Here is a 20,149-nt window from a genome sequence, read left to right on the forward strand (position 1 = left end):
GTACAGCCACCAGACTAACGGCGCAGCGCCTCTGGTTTCCCGGCCTCCACAGGCTGGGTGGAGTCCAGGTGCGCCCAGACGATCAGCCGATGACTGTGCCCCCACTCCGGTTCGCACGTGGTCAACGTCAGATAACGGCCCGAACGCGTGTACCCGGATGTACGTGGGACAGGGTCGATCACCTCGATGTCCGACGGCACTGTTTTGTGCGGGCCTTTGTCGATCCGATACGTGAACCACGTCGTACCGTCGGTCAGCACCACGGCGTCACCCCGCCTGAGCTCGGGAAAGTCCTTGAAGGGGTCACCATGGGTGCGTCGGTGACCGGCGACCGCGAAATTCCCCCTCTGCCCGAGCTGGGCGGTCTCCGCGTAGTGGCCGAGGCCCTTCTTCAGCGTGTCGGTGGCGGTACCTTCGAGCACGGGCTTGTTCCACGTGAAACCAAGCCGCGGAATGTACATGATCGCGAAAGGCCTGCCCTTGGCATAGGGCGCCGGCTTCGCAGGACTCGCGGGCCCGCCGGCCGGCGGACGAGGCTTCGACCACTCCTTCCGGAGCAGGTCGATCTGGTCGTCCATGACGCCGTCCGCCCGCACACCGGTCCAGAAGAGCACGTAGACCACGAACAGCACGATCACGCTGCCGACGGTGATGCACAGTTCGCTGGCGGTCCTGACGATCACGCGCACCGGCAGCTCCCCCGGTCCGGCTACTGCTCCACAGGCTTCGCGTAATGCAGATCCACTGTGCCCGAGTAGCCGGGCAGAGTCACCGGGCCGTTCTCCTCGACTTTCCATCCGAGCCCGTAGACATTGACGTAGACCATGTAGTTCTGGATCGCCGACGAGGCCGCGAGCGCCTTCTGCAGCCTGCCCGGGTCACCGACCGCCGTGATCTTGTACGGCGGCGAGTAGACCCGCCCCTGCAGGATCAAGGTGTTGCCCACACAGCGCACCGCGCTCGTGGAGATCAGCCGCTGGTCCATGACCTTGATGCCCTTGGCCCCGCCCTGCCACAGCGCGTTCACCACGGCCTGGAGGTCCTGCTGGTGGATGACCAGGTAGTCGGGCTGCGGCTCCGGATAGCCGGGGAGCTTGGCGGTGGCGTCCGGCGGGGCGTCATTGAGCGTGACCGTGAGCGAGTCACCCTTGAGCTTCTGCGTGCCCGCCCGCTTCTCCAGAGCCGAGAGCTTGTCGTCCTCGGCCTTGGTGCTGCCGTCGTCGCGCTCGGCCAGGGCCTCTATGTCCTTGCGCAGGGCCCCGTTGGTCTCATCCAGCTCGCCGTTCTCCTGGCTGCGCTCGTGAATGAGGTCGGACAGCTTCAGCAGGGAGGAGTCCGTGCGGATGTTGGTGCCCTTGGCGGTGTCGAAGCTGGTGAAGAAGATGAGACCCGCCAGAGCGAACACCGCCGCCGTGAGGACGCGCACAGGCCGGAAACGCCGCGCGCGCTCAGGGGTGGATCCCGTCCCGGGGGAGTCGGCAGAATTGCTCAACGTACCCTTATCTCCTTCGGCGCGGCGGAAGCACTACGCTAACGGACGCCCGGGGGAGCAATCGGAGTCCCCTACGCTGCCCCGAGACCGACCCAGTTACCTGCGCGGCCACGCAGCGCATCGACAGGAGAGACCCTCGTGCCGAAGTCACGTATCCGCAAGAAGGCCGACTACACGCCGCCGCCTGCCAAGCAGACGACCGCCATCAAGCTGAGCAACCGTGCCTGGGTCGCGCCGGTCATGCTGGCCATGTTCCTCATTGGCCTGGCCTGGATCGTCGTCTTCTACGTCACCGACGGCTCGCTGCCCATCGACTCACTGGGCAACTGGAACATCGTGGTGGGCTTCGGCTTCATCGCTGCCGGATTCGGTGTCTCGACCCAATGGAAGTAGCGGTCACCGCACGGTGAACGCAGCTCTGCCCAGGGGTGTTCGCTGAGTTATCCACAGCAGTTTTCCACATGGGGATAATGAAGACGATCTGTGGATAACCCGTTGGGTGTTGACGCCGGTATGACGGAAGTACCGGCAGTCGAAAACTTGTTCGCCCCCTGCCTGACCTGCGGAAACGCAGGTCGGTAACAGGGGGCACATGTGTTCCCGCACGGTGTGCACAAGATCCGACACCCGCTGTGGACAACGCCTGCTCAGGTGAGCTGGGCCGTCCTCAGTACGGTCATGAGCACGACCACTCCCAGGACCAGGACGCAGGCGCCGTACTGGACCAGCGTCCGGCGCTCGCGCGGGGCGTGGACCATGGCGTATCCGACGACGACTCCGGCGACCAGGCCGCCGATGTGCGCCTGCCAGGAGATGTTGAACCCCGGGCTGAACGTGAAGATCAGGTTGATCGCCAGCAGCGCGATGATCGGCCGCATGTCGTAGTTGAGCCGGCGCATCAGCACGGCCGTCGCGCCGAAGAGCCCGAAGATCGCGCCGGAGGCGCCGAGGGTCGCCGTGTTGGGGGACGCCAGCAGGTAGGCCAGCGCGCTGCCCGCGAGTCCGGAGATGAAGTAGAGAGCGAGGTAACGGGCGCGGCCCAGTGCCGCTTCGAGCGGGCCTCCGAGCCACCACAGGCTGAGCATGTTGAACGCGATGTGCCAGATCTCCTGGTGGGTGAACATCGACGTCACCATGCGGTACCACTCGCCTCCCGCCACGCCCTGTGTGGGCGTGAAGGGCGCGGGCGGCCAGGCGCCGAGCAGGACGATGTCGTTCAGTAGCGACTCGTGGACTTGGACGGCGATGAAGACGGCCAGGTTGATCCCGATGAGGATCTTGGTCAGCAGCCGGGGGTCGGCGGCGATGGAGCCGCCGGCGATCGTCCGGGGCATGGCGGCCGTGGGCGAGTGGCCTGTGCCGGAGCCGGTTCGGACGCATTCGGGGCAATGGAAGCCGACGGAGGCGTTGACCATGCATTCGGGACAGATCGGGCGCTCGCAGCGTGTGCAGCGGATGCCTGTCTCGCGGTCCGGGTGGCGGTAGCACATGGGGACGCTGTGGGCGTCCTGCGGGCTGCCCGCAGCCTGGTCGTCCATGGTCTCCCCTAGGTCGTGTGAGAAAAGCCCGCCCCGCTCATCCTTACGGATGGGCGGGGCGATTGGTTCCCTGCGGGAGCCTTCGCGTTCAGCGGGTCTCGATGACGACCGACTCGATGATCACGTCGTTCAGCGGGCGGTCGGTGCGCGGGTTGGTCTGGGTCGTGGCGATGGTGTCCACGATCTTCTGGCTGGCCGCGTCGGTGACCTCGCCGAAGATGGTGTGCTTGCGGTTCAGCCACGCCGTCGGGGAGACGGTGACGAAGAACTGCGAGCCGTTGGTGCCCGGGCCGGCGTTGGCCATCGCCAGCAGGTAGGGCTTGTCGAAGCGCAGGTCCGGGTGGAACTCGTCCTCGAACTGGTAGCCGGGGCCGCCGGTGCCGTTGCCCAGGGGGTCGCCGCCCTGGATCATGAAGCCACTGATCACCCGGTGGAAGACCGTGCCGTCGTAGAGCCTGTCCGTGGACTTCTTGCCCGTCTCGGGGTGGGTCCACTCCCGCTCGCCCTGGGCGAGCTCGACGAAGTTCTTGACCGTCTTGGGCGCGTGGTTCGGCAGGAGCCGGACTTCGATGTCGCCGTGATTGGTCTTCAGGGTGGCGTAGAGCTGCTCAGCCACGATCTGCCTTCCGTTGTCTTTCCGTGATTCCCAGATCCTCGCACGGACAGGCCCTCGCGTCGTGCGACCTCGGTGCGGCGGGGGTAAACCCTCGGCGGGTGTCTGCGGAAAACCAGTCGGGTAGGGCCGGGGCGGGAGCGCTCGGCGGCGATCCGTGGCATTGTCGACGACAAGCTCCTGTTGCCCTTATTCAGCCGCTATCACACGTGATCGGCGCTGGATGCCGGTTCTCGTGACCCGGATGCCCCTCCGCGCATGCCTGGTCGTGCGCCGGGAGGCATGATCCGTAAAAGGGTGGAAAGTCGAAATACCGTACGCCACCGAGGAGGAGGAACCCGTGACCCGCATCGACAGCGTGCGCGCCGCGACTGGTTCGGCGAAGGACAGCGTGCTGCACGCCGCGGAAGTGGTGGCGCCCTACGCCGACACGGCCAAGGACAGGGCCGCGCACTACGCACACGAGGCACGCGTACGGCTAGCGCCCAAGGTGACGCAGGCCGCTGGGCAGGCGCGTGTCCAGTACGGCGCCCATGTGCAGCCGTATCTGGAGCAGGCCCGCACGCATGTGCCGCCGAAGGTCGACCAGGCCGCCCAGGAAGCCGCCGAGCGCACGCGTAAGGCTGCCCGCCAGGCGGCGGAGTACTCCAGGCCGAGGTTCGAGCAGGCGATGGCCGCGGCTGTGCCTGTGACGACCGAGGCTGCGGCCCGGAGTGTGGCTGCCGTGGCCGCGCTGCGCGGCCAGGTTTCGTCCAAGGAGATCCAGAGGCTGGTCCGCAAGCATGAGCGGCGGGCCAAGGCCGGCAAGGCCGTGAAGGCGGTGGTGCTTCTGGGTGCCCTCGCGGGCGGGGCTTTCGCCGCGTGGAAGTGGTGGGACAAGCAGGCCAACCCGGACTGGCTGGTGGAGCCGCCGGCCGCGACGGAGGTCCCCGAGTCGGGGCACCTGTCGTCCGTGGACGGCACGGGCCCGTCGGTCCTGGACCCGGAGGTCGAGGCCAAGCAGGCTGAGGATGAGACCGCTCGGCGCGACGATCGTTCCTGAGGGCGCACCGGATTCAACAGCGCGGCGGGGCGGGAGACTTGAGGGTCTCCCGCCCCGCCGTGCTGTTTCACGTGAAACACTCGCCGCCGACGTGCGCCCGGGTGCGTAAAAATGCCCTCCGAGACCGCGTTTTCGCAGTTCGGAGGGCGTTTTCTGAGTGGAGCCTAGGGGAGTCGAACCCCTGACATCTGCCATGCAAAGACAGCGCTCTACCAACTGAGCTAAGGCCCCGTGAGGGGACGTCCGGCCGGAGAAATGCGTCCCGGCGGGCGTCGGAGACCAGAGTACCGGGTCACCCCGGTGGTTCCGCAAAAAGATTGGGGGTCCCCGTCGACGACCACTCTCCGTAAGATGCTCGGCGTGGTTCGCTACCGCGAACCGCCGTACATGGGGAAGCGATGGGGAGACGCAATGGACGCCGCACAGCAGGAAGCGACCGCGAGAGCGCGGGAACTGCAGCGGAACTGGTACGGGGAGCCGTTGGGGGCGCTCTTCCGTAGGCTTATCGACGATCTTGGTCTTAACCAGGCTCGTCTCGCGGGGGTGCTGGGACTGTCCGCACCGATGCTGTCGCAGCTGATGAGCGGTCAGCGGGCGAAGATCGGCAACCCGGCTGTGGTGCAGCGGGTGCAGCTGCTGCAGGACCTGGCGGGGCAGGTCGCGGACGGCAGTGTGAGCGCGGCCGAGGCCACCGAGCGCATGGAGGAGATCAAGAAGTCACAAGGAGGGTCGGTGCTCAGCAACACCACGCAGACGACGAGTAGTTCGGGGGCGCCGACGGTCAAGCGCGTCGTGCGCGAGATCCAGTCGCTGCTGCGGTCGGTGGCGGCGGCGGGCGACATCATCGACGCGGCCGACACCCTCGCCCCGACCCATCCGGAGCTGGCAGAGTTCCTCCGGGTCTACGGCGCCGGCCGCACTTCGGACGCGGTCTCGCACTACCAGTCCCACCAGAACTGATCCCGCCGCCCGGTCGCCGAAGGGGGTTCGGCAGCGGGCGGCAGGTGAGGTGACGGGGGATGCGTCACGGTTCGGGCGGGCACGAGGGGGCGTGTTCCGTACGGGGGACCGGTCGACGCGAGGGGGACGTGTCACTCATCGGGGGACGTCGGGGGCTCGGGGGAGCCGGGGGACGTCGGGGGCTCGGGGGAGCTGTTTCGTCCGTCGGGGAGTCGTAGCGCTCGCCGGGGGGAAGCAAGGGGGGAAGCCGCAGGGGGAGGAGCGACGTACAGCCATGGGTGAGGTCTTCGCCGGCCGGTACGAACTGGTCGACCCGATCGGGCGCGGAGGGGTCGGCGCCGTGTGGCGCGCCTGGGACCATCGCCGCCGTCGCTACGTGGCCGCCAAGGTTCTGCTCCAGAGCGATGCGCACTCGTTGTTGCGCTTCGTGCGGGAACAGGCGCTGCGAATCGACCATCCTCATGTGCTCGCCCCCACCAGCTGGGCCGCCGACGACGACCAGGTCCTGTTCACCATGGACCTGGTCGCGGGCGGATCGCTCGTCCACCTCGTCGGGGACTACGGCCCTCTGCCGCCGGCTTTCGTGTGTACTCTGCTCGACCAGCTGCTGGCGGGTCTGGCCGCGGTGCACGCGGAGGATGTGGTGCACCGTGACGTCAAACCGGCCAATGTGCTGCTGGAGGCGACCGGCACGGGCCGGCCGCGGTTGCGGTTGTCCGACTTCGGCATCGCGATGCGGCTGGGTGAGCCCCGCCTGACGGAGACCAACCTGGTGGTGGGGACGCCCGGCTATCTCGCGCCCGAGCAGATGATGGGAGCCGAACCGGATTTCACCGCCGATCTGTTCGCGGTGGGGCTGGTCGCGCTGTACTTGCTGGAGGGGGCCAAGCCGGACAGCAAGGCGCTCATCCAGTACTTCGCCGAGCACGGGACGCCCGGCGCGCCTCAGGGTATTCCGGAGCCGCTGTGGCAGGTGGTGGCCACGCTGCTGCAGCCCGATCCTGAAGCGCGGTTCCGTACGGCCACGGGGGCGCGCAAGGCGCTCGCGGCCGCCGCTGAGCTTCTCCCGGAGCCGGGGCCGGACGATGAACTGATCGAGATCTTCGACCAACTAGGCCCGCTTCCGCGGGGGTTCGCCCCCGCGGGGCCGCTGGGGCGGGCGAAGGGGCTGGGCCCGGGAGCTGGACGGTCCGGCTCCTCGGGGGCGGGCGAGGAGCGGTCCGGGCAGGAAGAGGGTGAGGGCGCGCTGTCGGTGCCCTCCGGGCAGTCCGCCGAGACCTACCGGCATCGTCCACGGGAGGCGTCCACCGACCCGCGCCGTACCGCCGGCCCGTCAGGCGGCTCCGCCCGGCCGTCCTCCATGTCGGACACCGGCAGCTTTCATCTGCCGCCTCCGCAGGTCACGGTCACCTCGTCCTCCGCCTCCGGGCAGCAGGCGGCGGCACCGCACCGGCAGCCGCCCGTCTCCCTCGACGACCTCACGCACCGGCTGTCGCCCGCACAGCCGCTCCCACCGGTGTACCCCGGCCCGTCTCTGCCTCCTGCGGAGCAGTACCGCGCGGACGCCTCGACAGCCTCGTACACCGCCCGGACGCCGCAGTCACCGCCGAGTGGCCAGACGCCGTCGCGGCACCGGGCGAGACGGTCTTCCCGCCCCGGGCCGCCGGCCAAGGTGGCGATTCCGGTCCTGCTCCTCGCGCTCGCCTGTTACGCCGTGGGCTTCTGGGCACTGACCCGGATCTGAGGTCGTCGCAGGGTCTGGCGCCCGCCCCTACGCGGTGATTCCCCGCCGGGCGACCACGGTCCACACGCCGAGTCCCACCAGCAGAGCGCTCCCGGTGCCGATGCCGCCCACGGCGAGCGCCCTCATGGCGGTGTCATCGCCCGCGGCGACGCCCTCCGCGGCTGCCTCCAGGTCCTGGTCCGAGACGTCGAAGGCGCCCTTCGGCTCGGACTCCCCCGCGTACTCGGGCCCGCCCTGTGGCTGCCCGCTCACGCGGACGCGCAGCGTCATCGGGAAGGGTCCGTCCCCGAAGGTGTCGGCGACGCCCTTCGAGAGATGGGCGACGAGGTAGTAGGAGCCGGCGAAGCGCAGTGCGCTCACCTGTGCGGTGGCGGCGTGGCGGTTGGCGTGGTCGACGGGCGGCAGGGGAGGCAGGCTTCCGGCCTTCTGGTCGCCGTTGTAGCCCACGCCGACGTCGGCGATGTCGCCGCGCGCGGGGTTGTAGAGGGCCAGGTCCAGCGCGTCGGTCGTGTAGCCGGTGCCGCCGGAGTCGGTGCTGCCGAGTTCTGCGGTGGCGGAGATCTGCTGTCCCCAGTCGACCGGCACCGCGTAGAAGAGTGTCTGGCCGGGCCGGATGTCGTCCTGCCAGGCTCCTTGGCCGATGGGGGTCGCCCCGGTGAATCCCGCGCCACCCTTGCGGCGCTCGGCCTGTCCCGGGAGCGGCTGGGGGGTGGCGGAGTTCCATACCTCGGGCGCGCTGGTCGGCCCGGCCTTCGCCGTGTGCGGTTCCGTCATGGCGAGGAGTTCCAGGTCCCAGGCGTCCGGTGAGGAGCCCTCGCCGTCGGGGTCGACCCGTTCGACGGACACGTAGTACGCGCCGGCCTTCCGGCACAGCGGTTTGCCGGGAGAGATCTCGCGCATGCCCCAGGCGGCGATGGGGTGGGGGCTGCGGGCGGCTCCGAAGCTCGTGTTGTCGACGGAGCAGGTGTTGCCTTCGGCGTCCTGCACGGTCACCTTGACCCCGTCGATGACGGAGACGGTGCTGTCGGGGGAGGGGACGGCGGTGACGGAGACGTACGCGTTCGACACGGCGTCGAGGTCGAGGCGGTAGCTGACCTTGCCGCTGCCCGGCAGGGAGCTCTTGTAGGTTCCGCCGGGCTCCAGGGGGGCGGCGTTGCCGGTGCTGCTCGCTCCTTCGACGCTCTGCGCGCCGTCAGCGAAGGCGTACGGGCTCGGGGTTCCGGAGGCCTTTCCGGCAGCGGCGGCCGGTCCCGGCGCGGCGGCCGCCACGGCCCCCAGGATCATGGCCACGGCCCCCAGCCGCACGGGCACAGCCGGACGGTGGCGCCACGCCCCCGCGCGCCGCCCCCACGCCGTACGGCACCGTCTCCTCACGCGCCACCCCTCACCGTCGCCGGACCCCAGAGCCGTGTCCCCCTGGCCCATCCTGCCGCGCCGGCCGGGTTCACGACCGGTTGTCGGCACACAAAACCCCGACCGCGAGGCGGCCGGGGTGTGTTCTAGGGGTTGTCGTGACTCACGAACCCGTGGGCACGGAGTCAGTCGCCTCCGTCCACAGGTCCTGCTCGGCGCGATCCGCCTGGATCTGGCGGTACACGAGGAGCCCGCCGATGGCGGCCAGTGCGACCAGGAGAAGCTTCTTCACCGCGCGACCTCGTCTTTCGTTGACGTAGGGGACCTCTGGCGCCCGACTATACACACCGACCGATACCGATCGGTGACCTGAGTCGGCCCTCAACTGCCGTCCGGGGAACCGGGATAGAAGCGGAGTTCACCGCTCCGATCGGAAGGTGATCACACCTCGACGGACGGTTCCTTTGACCTCCCTTCGCCACTTTCCTCTCCATTTTGCCCCTCTTGCGCCCATCCGGGTGGTGTTCATCAGAACATCGACGCGCCACGGGCGGAGATCCACCACTTCCCGACCCCCATACACATCATGAGGAAAGTACGCAAATCGCCCAACCCGAAAGTGAGGGGCCATGGCCCGGAACAAGGTCATGAAGCTGTGGACCGCCATCGTCACCGCCTTCCTCGCGCTGTGCACGGCGCTCGGACTCGTCACCACGACCGCCGCCGCGGCCGTACCGCAGACCGAGCAGAAGAGCAACAGCAACGGCGCGAGCATCCCGCAGCAGCGGACGGCGGCACCGGCGACGTTCCCCTGGTCCTCACCCAGGGCCCTGCCCCCCACGATGAAGCAGCGCATCCGCGCCGAGGCGCACGGCAAGACCCCCCGCTGCCGACACCGCTCGCCCGCGGACACGGCGGTCTCCCCCGTCCCCGACTGCACGGACGAGGACCCCGACGCGGAAGCGGACCATCTCACGCCCATCCAGAGCTGAACCCGCGGAACAACATCCAGGCGACCCTGCGTACAAAGCCCGGCAGCTCGGCAGAGCTGCCGGGCTTACGCATGTCCGGCTCCATCCGGGCCTGACCGGCGATGAACACCAGCCATCCTCACCTGCCCCGGCCCAGCCACCGCCGCAGCTGCGCGCCGGTTCGACCGGGCGGCAGTTCTCGTGGCCATGCGGCCCTCCCGGGGGCCGAGCTCGGAGCCGTAGCCGATGCCAGCCACAGATGCCGAAAACCCCCAACCATGACTGATTGGGGGTTTCATGCTGGTGGGGCTAACAGGATTTGAACCTGTGGCCTCATCCTTATCAGGGATGCGCTCTAACCAACTGAGCTATAGCCCCGCCGCGCTCTGCGGGGGTGTGCCCCGCGCGCTGACTCCTGAAGATTAGCGCACGACATGGGCAGTCCCAAAATCGGTTGTCGGGGCTACGTCAGGACAGCGGTGAAGGTGACGTCACTCGTCCTCGGCGAGGGTCAGCTCGACACCGCCCACGAAGCCGGCGGACAGGTTGTAGATGAACGCGCCGAGGGTCGCGAGGGCCGTCGCCAGGACGACGTCGATGACGGCGATGACGGACGCGAACATCAGGACGTTGGGCAGCGACAGGAAAGCCTGCAGGTCGAAGCCGTTGGACTCGTTCGAGCCGGTGGCCTCGGAGATCGTGCCGCCGACCGACGAGAAGACGCCCATCGCGTCCATGACCATCCACAGCACGGCGGACGCGACGATCGTGCAGATGCCCAGGGCGATGGAGAGCAGGAAGCTGACCTTCATCACCGACCACGGGTCGGCCTTCGCCACCCGCAGCCGCGCCTTGCGCACGCGCGGCGTGGTGCTCGCCCCCGTGCGAGGGCGCCGTACGGCGCTCGCAGCGGCGCCCGCTCCGGCCGCCGCCTGCTGCGCCGGGTAGGCCTGCGGCGGGTGGTACGGCCCGGCCTGCTGCTGCGTCTGCCGCTCCCCGGGCAGGGGCGAGGCCGCGCCCTGCTCCTGCGCGGCCGGCTGCGGCTGCGCACCGGAGGCGGACGGGCCCGTGCCCGCCTTGGGCTGCTTGGTTTTCGGACCTCGGGTGTCCGTCACAGTTCCCCCCTGTGATGCATGCGAGTCAGGCGAGGTCGTGTCCTTGGTCGGGGACTTGATCGCCTTCAGGTTGGTCGTGTGCGGGTCCGCCGCACGCGCGGCGGAGCCACGGCCGCCGTCGTCCGCTTCCGTACCCCTTGAGGTACCGGCCGGTCCGGCGCCCGTGGCTCCGCTCACGCTGACTCACTCCTCGTGCCTACTCGGCCGAGGGCGCCTCACCCTCGTCCATGCCGGTCACGGCACCCTCGGCGGTCTCGTCGACGACCACGTCGCCGTCGACCTCCTCCGCCTCGCGTCCCGCCTCGGCGTTGCGAGCGATGCCCACGACGGCATCGCGCTTGCCCAGATTGATCAGTTGGACGCCCATGGTGTCACGGCCGGTTTCCCTGATCTCGTTGACTCGCGTACGAATCACACCGCCCGACAGCGTGATGGCGAGGATCTCGTCGGTGTCCTCGACCACCAGCGCGCCGACAAGGGATCCACGGTCCTCGACGATCTTGGCGGCCTTGATGCCGAGGCCGCCGCGACCCTGGACGCGGTACTCGTCGACGTTGGTCCGCTTCGCGTACCCGCCGTCTGTGGCAGTGAACACGAACGTACCGGGTCGAACAACATTCATCGAGAGCAGCTCGTCGCCCTCGCGGAAGCTCATGCCCTTGACACCCGAGGTGGCGCGGCCCATGGGCCGCAGGGTGTCGTCCGAGGCGGTGAACCTGATCGACTGCGCCTTTTTGCTGATCAGAAGCAGATCATCGTCTGCCGAGACCAGTTCGGCTCCGATCAGTTCGTCGTCCGAACCGTCCTCCATCGACCGGAGGTTGATCGCGATCACACCGCCGGAACGGGGCGAATCGTAATCCTTCAGAGGCGTCTTCTTCACAAGTCCGGCCTTGGTGGCGAGCACGAGGTAGGGGACCGCCTCGTAGTCGCGGATCGCCAGGATCTCGGCGATCGCCTCGTCCGGCTGGAAGGCGAGCAGGTTCGCGACGTGCTGACCGCGCGCGTCCCGGCCGGCGTCCGGCAGTTCATAGCCCTTGACGCGGTAGACGCGGCCCTTGTTGGTGAAGAACAGCAGCCAGTGGTGCGTCGTGGACACGAAGAAGTGGTCGACGATGTCGTCTTCCTTGAGCTTCGTGCCGCGCACGCCCTTGCCGCCGCGCTTCTGGGCGCGGTAGTCGTCGGTCTTGGTGCGCTTGATGTAGCCGCCCCGGGTGACCGTGACGACGATGTCCTCCTCGGCGATCAGGTCCTCGATGGACATGTCGCCCTCGTAAGGGATCAACGTCGTCTTGCGGTCGTCGCCGAACTTCTCGACGATCGCTGCCAGTTCGGCGCTGACGATGCCCCGCTGACGGACCGGTGAGGCGAGGATCTCGTTGTACTCGGTGATCTTCGCCTGGAGCTCGTCGTGCTCCTGGACGATCTTCTGGCGCTCCAGGGCGGCCAGTCGGCGCAGCTGCATCTCGAGGATGGCGTTGGCCTGGATCTCGTCGATCTCCAGCAGGCTCATCAGGCCGCCGCGGGCGATCTCCACGGTGTCGCTGCGCCGGATCAGCGCGATGACCTCGTCGATGGCGTCCAGGGCCTTCAGCAGGCCGCGCAGGATGTGCGCCCGCTCCTCGGCCTTGCGCAGCCTGAAGCGCGTACGGCGGACGATGACCTCGATCTGGTGCGTCACCCAGTGGCGGATGAAGGCGTCGAGCGAGAGCGTGCGCGGCACGCCGTCCACCAGCGCCAGCATGTTGGCGCCGAAGTTGGTCTGCAGGTCGGTGTGCTTGTAGAGGTTGTTCAGCACGACCTTGGCGACCGCGTCCCGCTTCAGGACGATGACCAGACGCTGGCCCGTGCGGGAGCTGCTCTCGTCCCGGACGTCCGCGATGCCGCCGATCTTGCCGTCCTTCACCAGGTCGGCGATCTTCTGAGCGAGATTGTCGGGGTTGGTCTGGTACGGCAGCTCCGTGACCACCAGGCACTGGCGGTTCTGGATCTCCTCGACCTCGACGACCGCACGCATGGTGATGGAGCCGCGGCCGGTGCGGTACGCCTCCTCGATGCCCCGGCGGCCGACGACGAGCGCGCCGGTCGGGAAGTCCGGGCCCTTGATGCGCTCGATGAGCGCGTCCAGCAGCTCCTCGTGGGAGGCCTCGGGGTTCTCCAGATACCACTGGGCACCGGAGGCGACCTCGCGCAGGTTGTGCGGCGGGATGTTGGTCGCCATGCCGACCGCGATACCGGCCGAGCCGTTGATCAGCAGGTTCGGGAAGCGGGCCGGCAGGACGGTCGGCTCCTGGGAGCGGCCGTCGTAGTTGTCCGTGAAGTCGACGGTCTCCTCGTCGATGTCACGGACCATCTCCATCGACAGCGGCGCCATCTTGCACTCGGTGTACCGCATGGCCGCGGCCGGGTCGTTGCCCGGGGAACCGAAGTTGCCGTTGGAGTCGACGAGCGGCATGCGCATCGACCACGACTGGGCCAGGCGCACCAGCGCGTCGTAGATGGAGGAGTCGCCGTGCGGGTGGTAGTTGCCCATGACGTCGCCGACGACGCGGGCGCACTTGTAGAAGCCGCGCTCGGGCCGGTAGCCGCCGTCGTACATGGCGTACAGCACACGGCGGTGAACGGGCTTGAGGCCGTCGCGGACGTCCGGCAGCGCACGCGACACGATGACGGACATCGCGTAGTCGAGGTACGAGCGCTGCATCTCCGTCTCGAGCCCGACGGGCTCGACGCGCATGGCCAGGGCGTCACCCTCGGGCGTCGTCACGGGAGTGTTCTCGTCGGTCATTGCTGGTGAAGATCCTTCCTGATGCGGTCAGCTGAGACCGACTCAGATGTCGAGGAAGCGGACGTCCTTGGCGTTGCGCTGGATGAACGCGCGGCGGGCCTCGACGTCCTCACCCATGAGGACCGAGAACAGGTCGTCGGCCTGGGCGGCGTCGTCGAGGGTGACCTGGCCGAGGACGCGGTGCTCCTGGTCCATGGTCGTGATGCGCAGTTCCTCGGCGTTCATCTCGCCGAGACCCTTGAAGCGCTGCACGGAGTCGTCCTTGATGCGCTTGCCGGCGTTGCGGCCCATTTCGATCAGGGCGTCGCGCTCACGGTCGGAGTACGCGTACTCGAAGTCGTCCTTGCCCCACTTGATCTTGTAGAGCGGCGGGCGGGAGAGGTACACGTGCCCGGCCTCGACCAGGGGCCGCATGAAGCGGAACAGGAAGGTCAGGAGCAGGGTGTTGATGTGCTGGCCGTCGACATCGGCGTCCGCCATCAGAATGATCTTGTGATAGCGGAGCTTCTCGATGTCGAAGTCCTCGTGGACTCCGGTGCCGAAGGCCGAGATCAGCGCCTGGATCTCCTGGTTCTGCAGGATCTTGTCGATCCGCGCCTTCTCGACGTTCAGGATCTTGCCGCGGATCGGGAGGATCGCCTGGTACTGCGGGTTGCGGCCGGACTTGGCCGAGCCGCCTGCCGAGTCACCCTCGACGATGAAGATCTCGCACTTGGTGGGATCGTTCGACTGGCAGTCCGAGAGCTTGCCCGGCAGGGACGCGGTCTCCAGCAGGCCCTTGCGGCGGGTCAGGTCACGGGCCTTGCGGGCCGCCACGCGCGCGGTGGCCGCCTGGATGCCCTTGCGGATGATGTCCGCGGCCTCGTTGGGGTTGCGGTCGAGCCAGTCCGCCAGGTGCTCGTAGACGACCTTCTGGACGAAGGTCTTGGCCTCGGTGTTGCCCAGCTTGGTCTTCGTCTGGCCCTCGAACTGCGGCTCGCTCAGCTTGACCGAGATGATCGCCGTCAGACCCTCACGGATGTCGTCACCCGTGAGGTTGTCGTCCTTCTCGCGCAGCAGCCTCTTGTCGCGCGCGTACTTGTTGATCAGCGAGGTCAGCGCGGCCCGGAAGCCCTCTTCGTGCGTACCGCCCTCGTGGGTGTGGATGATGTTCGCGAAGGAGTACACGCCCTCGGTGTAGCCGCCGTTCCACTGCATGGCGATCTCGAGGGACAGCTGCCTGTCCTTGTCCTCGGCCTCCAGGTCGATGACGGTCGGGTGGACCGCCTCGCCCTTGCGGGAGTTGAGGTACTTCACGAAGTCGACGATGCCGCCCTCGTAGTGGTACGCGACGGTCTTGACCTCGGCCTTCTCGTCCGCACCGGCCTCGTCGGCACCGGTCACGGCCTTCGCCGACTCGCGCTCGTCAGTGAGTTTGATCGTCAAACCCTTGTTGAGGAACGCCATCTCCTGGAAGCGCCGCGAGAGCGTCTCGAAGGAGTAGTCGGTGGTCTCGAAGATGTCGCCGTCGGCCCAGAAGGTGACCGACGTGCCGGTCTCGTCCGTGGCCTCGTGCTGGACGAGCGGCGCCGTCGGGACACCCATCTTGTAGTCCTGCGTCCAGCGGTGGCCGTCGGTCTTCACCTCGACGGAGACCTTGCTGGACAGGGCGTTCACGACCGAGACACCGACGCCGTGCAGACCACCGGAGACCGCGTAGCCGCCGCCGCCGAACTTGCCGCCCGCGTGGAGCACGGTCAGCACGACCTCGAGGGCCGGCTTGCCCTCGGACGGCACGATGCCGACCGGGATACCACGGCCGTTGTCGACGACGCGGACGCCACCGTCGGCGAGGATCGTCACCTGGATCGTGTCCGCGTGCCCGGCCAGCGCCTCGTCGACGGAGTTGTCGACGACCTCGTACACGAGGTGGTGCAGACCACGCTCACCGGTCGAGCCGATGTACATGCCGGGTCGCTTGCGGACCGCGTCCAGACCCTCGAGGACGGTGATGGCACTGGCATCGTACGAGGCGGTGACCTCGCTGGTGGAGGTGATCGCCTCGCTGCTCACGCCTTCGTCGGTGGACGGGATGTTCTCGTTGGGGTTGCCGGAATCGGCCACGAAGCGCCCTTTCTGGCACAGCACGAGCCAGGCTCGTCGGCGGGTTGCCGGAGCGGCTGCGGCATGTTGCGTTGGTAAGCCTTGATCAGCGTTGCTCAGCTTTTCCCGGACGGTCCCCACGATGGGGGCGGGATTGCTTCCAGTCTACCGGTAGCACTGACACTGATGGGGGTTTGCCGGTACCTGAGTCCGCATGTGCCGCCCTCGACGGGTCTCGCCCGACTCCCGATATACGGATGGGGGCTCCAAGAGGCTCACGGAGCCACTCAGCGCTTCCGGCCGTCAACCCTTGGCTACTTCGGAGTCAGGTCGCGATTCGCAACCGTGTGCGGGCACACGACGACAGCACCGCCGACCCCGCCAAAGCACCGGCGGAAGCCCCGGATGTGAAGTCAGTCACGTGCTGTCGACAGGTGGGAAACCGGTGCCGATCAGCCGTAGGTATCGCCCGGACCGGTACTGCCGGGGGCGCGCAGCGGCCCATAGCGGCGGGCCGGGCCGCCGGGTCCCTGCACCTTGATCAGCTGCACCGTGCCGTGCCCCAGATCCTCGTTGAGGCGCGCGACCAGCGTGGGCGCGAGCAACCGCAGGTTCGTCGCCCAGGCCGTCGAGTCGCAGCGCACGGTCAGGACATGCTCGCCCTCGTCGTACTTCTCCGGCACACAGTGCTTGGCCACGTCCTCGCCGACGATCTGCGGCCACCGGCCCATCACACCGCCCACCGCGGCCGGCGCCTCCCAACCGCGTTCGGTGATCAGCCGGTTGATCGCGGAACCGAGCGCCATCGGATCGCGCCCGTCGGCGCGCGCTCCGGAGCGCAACCCCCCGCGGCGCGCCTGCTTCCTCTGCTGCGCCGCGTCCCCGCGCGCGCGTGCGGCGTCCCTCGCGGCGCGCAACGCCACGCGCGCGAGGTCGACGCCGGAGGGCTCGGGCGGCTTCGGGACCTTGGGAGCCTCGCCGGATGTGTTCTCCGTCATACGCGCTCCACCGCCCCCTCGGACACGGCGAACCGCGTCCCGGACAGCACATGCGGTACGTCGTCGTCGACCGCCGCCGTCACCAGGACCTGCTCGCCGGGCGCGACCAGTTCGGCAAGGCGCTCACGGCGGCGGGTGTCCAGCTCGGCGAAGACGTCGTCGAGCACCAGCACCGGCTCGTTGCCCTCCGCTCGCAGGAGGTCGTACGAGGCCAGACGCAGCGCCAGCGCATAGGACCAGGACTCGCCGTGGGAGGCGTAGCCCTTGGCGGGGAGCTGGCCGAGCTTGAGCTGCAAGTCGTCCCGGTGCGGGCCGATCAGGGTGACACCGCGCTCGATCTCCTGCTTGCGGGCCTCCGCGAGCGCGTCCGTCAACTGCTCGAAGAGGTCCTCACGGGTGTGCGCCTCACCCGGCGCGGACGGCTTGTACTCCAGCGCGACCGGACCGCCACCCGGGGCGAGTTGCTCGTATGCCTTGTCGGCCAACGGCTGGATCGTGGCGATCAGATCCAGACGCTGGGCGAGCAACTCCGCGCCCGCGCGTGCGAGATGCTGGTCCCACACGTCGAGGGTGGACATGTCCATGGTCCGACCGCCGTGCCGACGGGCCAGCGCGGCCGACTTCAGCAGGGTGTTGCGCTGCTTGAGGACCCGGTCGTAGTCGGAGCGGACCCCGGCCATACGCGGGGAGCGCGCGGTGATCAGCTCGTCGAGGAAACGCCGCCGCTCACCTGGGTCGCCCTTCACCAGCGCGAGATCCTCGGGCGCGAACAGCACGGTCCGCACGATCCCCAGCACGTCACGCGGCCTGACCTGCGAGGACCTGTTGATACGGGCCCGGTTGGCCCGCCCCGGGTTCAGCTCCAGCTCGACCAACTGCTGCCGCTCGCCCTGCCGGACCTGCGCCCTGATGATGGCGCGCTCGGCGCCCATGCGGACCAGCGGGGCGTCGGAAGAGACCCGGTGGCTGCCGAGGGTGGCGAGATAGCCGACGGCCTCCACGAGGTTGGTCTTGCCCTGCCCGTTCGGCCCGACGAAGGCCGTCACCCCCGGGTCGAGCGGGACCTCGACCCGGGAGTACGAGCGGAAGTCGGCCAGCGACAGATGCGTGACGTGCATGGTCGTTTCGCCGACCTCCCCAACCTCGGGTGTTGCTTACTTGGTCTCGACCGCGTGGCCGCCGAACTGGTTCCGCAGCGCCGCGATCATCTTCATCTGGGGCGAGTCCTCCTGGCGGGAAGCGAACCGCGCGAACAGCGACGCCGTGATCGCCGGCAGCGGCACCGCATTGTCGATGGCTGCTTCCACCGTCCAGCGTCCCTCACCGGAGTCCTGTGCATAACCCCGGAGCTCGTCCAGGTGCTCGTCCTCGTCGAGCGCGTTGACCGCGAGGTCCAGCAGCCAGGAGCGGATGACCGTGCCCTCCTGCCACGAGCGGAAGACCTCCCGGACGTCGGTCACCGAGTCGACCTTCTCCAGGAGCTCCCAGCCCTCGGCGTAGGCCTGCATCATCGCGTACTCGATGCCGTTGTGGACCATCTTCGCGAAGTGACCCGCGCCGACCTTGCCCGCGTGCACCGAGCCGTAGTCGCCCTCCGGCTTGAGCGCGTCGAAGACCGGCTGCACCTTCGCGACGTTCTCCGCGTCGCCGCCGTACATCAGCGCGTAGCCGTTCTCCAGGCCCCAGACGCCGCCGGAGACACCGCAGTCGACGAAGCCGATGCCCTTGGCCGCCAGCTCCTCGGCGTGCTTCACGTCGTCGGTCCAGCGGGAGTTGCCGCCGTCCACGACGACGTCGCCGGGCTCCAGCAGCTCGGCGAGCTCGTCGATGGTGGACTGCGTGGCCTCACCGGCCGGGACCATCACCCAGATCACGCGCGGGCCGCTGAGCTTGCCCACCAGCTCTTCCAGGCTGTGGACATCGGCGAGGTCCGGGTTGCGGTCGTATCCGAGGACGGTGTGACCTGCGCGGCGGATCCGCTCGCGCATGTTGCCGCCCATCTTGCCGAGGCCGACGAGACCGAGCTCCATCAGTTGCGTTCCTTAGGTTCTGCGACGTGGCGAGGCGGCACGTGCGTACCGCGAGGCACTCTCGTACCCGCGTCCGAGCCTAAACCCGGACGCTCGCGCACATCTGTGGGCATACGCGCTCAGTCGTACGCCCTCACCTGCGGATTTATCCTCAGCCTGTGGACAGCCGCCGACGATTCCCGACGCCCGGGCAGACTCAGCCGCTGAGGCGCACCGGCATGATCAGGTACTTGTAGGCGTCGTCCGCCTCGGCGTCCAGCGCGGGCTTGCCGCTGAGCAGCGCGGGCTTCGTGGACGTCGTGAAGGACAACTGGGCGACCGGGGAGTCGATGGCGCTCAGGCCGTCCAGCAGGAACGTCGGGTTGAAGGCGATCGAGACGTCGTCACCCTCCAACTGGGCGTCGACCCGCTCCACAGCCTGTGCGTCGTCGCTGGAACCGGCCTCCAGGATCAGCACGCCCTGCTCGAAGCTGAGCCGCACCGGGGTGTTGCGCTCGGCGACCAGGGCCACACGCTTGACGGCCTCCACGAAGGGGGCGGTCTCGATGACGGCGACGCTGTTGAACTCCGTCGGGAACAGCGAGCGGTACTTCGGGAGGTCACCCTCCAGCAGGCGGGTCGTCGTACGGCGGCCGGCGCCCTCGAAGCCGATCAGGCCCTCGCCGGAGCCCGAGCCGGACAGCGCCAGGATCACCTGGTCGCCGCTGGTCAGGGCCTTGGCGGTGTCCAGGAGCGTCTTGGCGGGCACCAGGGCGACCGCGGAGGCTTCCGGGTTCTCCGGCTTCCACAGGAACTCGCGGACCGCGAAGCGGTAGCGGTCGGTGGACGCCAGCGTGACGGTGTCGCCCTCGATCTCGATACGGACACCCGTGAGGACCGGCAGCGTGTCGTCACGGCCGGCCGCGATGGCGACCTGGGATGCGGCCGAGGCGAAGACCTCACCCGGGACCGTGCCCGTCGCGTTCGGCATCTGCGGCAGAGCCGGGTACTCCTCCACAGGCAGGGTGTGGAGTGTGAACCGGGACGAGCCGCAGACCACGGTCGCCCGTACACCGTCTGTGGAAATCTCCACCGGCCGGTTGGGCAGCGCGCGGCAGATGTCCGCGAGCAGGCGGCCGGAGACCAGGACCGTGCCTTCCTCGTCGACCTCGGCCTCCACCGACACCCGCGCGGAGACCTCGTAGTCGAAGCTGGACAGGCTCAGCTGGCCTTCCTCGGCCTTCAGCAGCAGGCCGGCGAGGACAGGCGCCGGCGGACGGGCCGGGAGGCTGCGTGCCGCCCAGGCCACTGCCTCCGCGAGTACGTCGCGTTCCACCCGGATCTTCACTGTTGCCGCCTCCTGCTGTTGCCGGCGCTTCTCGCTCTGCCTGGCCCTCGTCGTCTGTCTCGGTGTCGACGGTCCCTGTGACGGGGAGGACACCGG

Annotated in this window: 18 protein-coding genes and 2 tRNA genes; 5 read left to right on the forward strand and 15 right to left on the reverse strand. The window is 68.6% G+C overall.

Annotated features, from left to right (window positions below; all coding sequences use genetic code 11):
* Window positions 1-14: 14 nt before the first annotated feature.
* Window positions 15-689, reverse strand: coding sequence for a class E sortase (locus ACFY9S_RS06730; protein WP_391123791.1), 675 nt, complete (start codon window positions 687-689; stop codon window positions 15-17).
* A 20-nt stretch (window positions 690-709) separates the two neighbouring features.
* Window positions 710-1,492: a DUF881 domain-containing protein gene (locus tag ACFY9S_RS06735; protein WP_102913102.1), complete on the reverse strand. Its 783-nt coding sequence runs from the start codon at window positions 1,490-1,492 to the stop codon at window positions 710-712.
* A gap of 138 nt (window positions 1,493-1,630) precedes the next feature.
* On the opposite strand from ACFY9S_RS06735, the gene crgA reads away from it, so the two are divergent.
* Window positions 1,631-1,885, forward strand: coding sequence for a cell division protein CrgA (gene crgA / locus ACFY9S_RS06740; protein WP_030846986.1), 255 nt, complete (start codon window positions 1,631-1,633; stop codon window positions 1,883-1,885).
* Window positions 1,886-2,139: 254 nt separating this feature from the next.
* Here crgA and ACFY9S_RS06745 read toward each other — a convergent pair whose 3' ends face one another.
* Window positions 2,140-3,030 (reverse strand): rhomboid family intramembrane serine protease, encoded by an 891-nt coding sequence (locus ACFY9S_RS06745; protein WP_391123793.1) that lies wholly within the window; start codon window positions 3,028-3,030, stop codon window positions 2,140-2,142.
* A gap of 88 nt (window positions 3,031-3,118) precedes the next feature.
* Window positions 3,119-3,646, reverse strand: coding sequence for a peptidylprolyl isomerase (locus tag ACFY9S_RS06750; RefSeq protein WP_102913100.1), 528 nt, complete (start codon window positions 3,644-3,646; stop codon window positions 3,119-3,121).
* A gap of 337 nt (window positions 3,647-3,983) precedes the next feature.
* On the opposite strand from ACFY9S_RS06750, the gene ACFY9S_RS06755 reads away from it, so the two are divergent.
* On the forward strand, window positions 3,984-4,685 hold the full coding sequence (locus ACFY9S_RS06755) for a DUF5324 family protein (RefSeq protein WP_391123795.1): 702 nt from the start codon (window positions 3,984-3,986) through the stop codon (window positions 4,683-4,685).
* A 158-nt stretch (window positions 4,686-4,843) separates the two neighbouring features.
* On the opposite strand, the gene ACFY9S_RS06760 is transcribed toward ACFY9S_RS06755, so the two are convergent.
* Window positions 4,844-4,916, reverse strand: a tRNA-Ala gene (locus ACFY9S_RS06760).
* 180 nt (window positions 4,917-5,096) lie between these two features.
* Between ACFY9S_RS06760 and ACFY9S_RS06765 the strand changes: the two genes are divergently transcribed.
* The gene (locus ACFY9S_RS06765; RefSeq protein WP_033309914.1) at window positions 5,097-5,645 is read left to right on the forward strand and encodes a DNA-binding protein; all 549 of its coding nucleotides are present in this window, start codon (window positions 5,097-5,099) and stop codon (window positions 5,643-5,645) included.
* 274 nt (window positions 5,646-5,919) lie between these two features.
* The gene (locus ACFY9S_RS06770; RefSeq protein ID WP_391123797.1) at window positions 5,920-7,389 is read left to right on the forward strand and encodes a protein kinase; all 1,470 of its coding nucleotides are present in this window, start codon (window positions 5,920-5,922) and stop codon (window positions 7,387-7,389) included.
* Between the two features lie 27 nt (window positions 7,390-7,416).
* Here ACFY9S_RS06770 and ACFY9S_RS06775 read toward each other — a convergent pair whose 3' ends face one another.
* Together ACFY9S_RS06775 and ACFY9S_RS06780 are read right to left on the reverse strand one after the other, a co-directional pair.
* The gene (locus ACFY9S_RS06775) at window positions 7,417-8,700 is read right to left on the reverse strand and encodes a hypothetical protein (RefSeq protein ID WP_391123799.1); all 1,284 of its coding nucleotides are present in this window, start codon (window positions 8,698-8,700) and stop codon (window positions 7,417-7,419) included.
* Between the two features lie 205 nt (window positions 8,701-8,905).
* Window positions 8,906-9,034, reverse strand: coding sequence for a DLW-39 family protein (locus ACFY9S_RS06780; protein ID WP_003999697.1), 129 nt, complete (start codon window positions 9,032-9,034; stop codon window positions 8,906-8,908).
* A gap of 337 nt (window positions 9,035-9,371) precedes the next feature.
* Here ACFY9S_RS06780 and ACFY9S_RS06785 point away from each other — a divergent pair, with 337 nt between their 5' ends.
* Entirely contained in the window at window positions 9,372-9,734 is a 363-nt protein-coding gene (locus ACFY9S_RS06785) for a DUF6344 domain-containing protein (protein ID WP_391123801.1), read from the forward strand.
* A gap of 280 nt (window positions 9,735-10,014) precedes the next feature.
* Here ACFY9S_RS06785 and ACFY9S_RS06790 read toward each other — a convergent pair.
* The 8 genes from ACFY9S_RS06790 to dnaN form a co-directional block, all read right to left on the reverse strand.
* Window positions 10,015-10,091, reverse strand: a tRNA-Ile gene (locus ACFY9S_RS06790).
* Between the two features lie 113 nt (window positions 10,092-10,204).
* Window positions 10,205-11,005: a DUF3566 domain-containing protein gene (locus ACFY9S_RS06795; protein WP_391123803.1), complete on the reverse strand. Its 801-nt coding sequence runs from the start codon at window positions 11,003-11,005 to the stop codon at window positions 10,205-10,207.
* A 19-nt stretch (window positions 11,006-11,024) separates the two neighbouring features.
* A complete protein-coding gene (gene gyrA, locus ACFY9S_RS06800) occupies window positions 11,025-13,616 on the reverse strand; it encodes a DNA gyrase subunit A (protein ID WP_391123804.1) in 2,592 nt (863 codons plus the stop codon).
* 42 nt (window positions 13,617-13,658) lie between these two features.
* Window positions 13,659-15,719 carry a DNA topoisomerase (ATP-hydrolyzing) subunit B gene (gyrB, locus tag ACFY9S_RS06805; RefSeq protein WP_102907227.1) on the reverse strand — a complete coding sequence of 687 codons (2,061 nt, stop codon included), beginning with the start codon at window positions 15,717-15,719 and terminating at the stop codon, window positions 13,659-13,661.
* 431 nt (window positions 15,720-16,150) lie between these two features.
* On the reverse strand, window positions 16,151-16,696 hold the full coding sequence (locus ACFY9S_RS06810) for a DUF721 domain-containing protein (protein WP_102907219.1): 546 nt from the start codon (window positions 16,694-16,696) through the stop codon (window positions 16,151-16,153).
* The gene (gene recF / locus ACFY9S_RS06815; protein ID WP_391123807.1) at window positions 16,693-17,814 is read right to left on the reverse strand and encodes a DNA replication/repair protein RecF; all 1,122 of its coding nucleotides are present in this window, start codon (window positions 17,812-17,814) and stop codon (window positions 16,693-16,695) included. The genes ACFY9S_RS06810 and recF overlap by 4 nt, the downstream gene beginning before the upstream one ends.
* A gap of 36 nt (window positions 17,815-17,850) precedes the next feature.
* Complete coding sequence (gnd, locus tag ACFY9S_RS06820) at window positions 17,851-18,726, reverse strand: phosphogluconate dehydrogenase (NAD(+)-dependent, decarboxylating) (RefSeq protein ID WP_391123809.1); 876 nt, start codon at window positions 18,724-18,726, stop codon at window positions 17,851-17,853.
* A gap of 196 nt (window positions 18,727-18,922) precedes the next feature.
* The gene (gene dnaN / locus ACFY9S_RS06825) at window positions 18,923-20,053 is read right to left on the reverse strand and encodes a DNA polymerase III subunit beta (RefSeq protein WP_102907216.1); all 1,131 of its coding nucleotides are present in this window, start codon (window positions 20,051-20,053) and stop codon (window positions 18,923-18,925) included.
* Window positions 20,054-20,149: the final 96 nt, after the last annotated feature.

This window comes from Streptomyces sp. NPDC012474 (assembly GCF_042955185.1).
In the GTDB taxonomy this organism is placed as follows: domain Bacteria; phylum Actinomycetota; class Actinomycetes; order Streptomycetales; family Streptomycetaceae; genus Streptomyces; species Streptomyces cahuitamycinicus.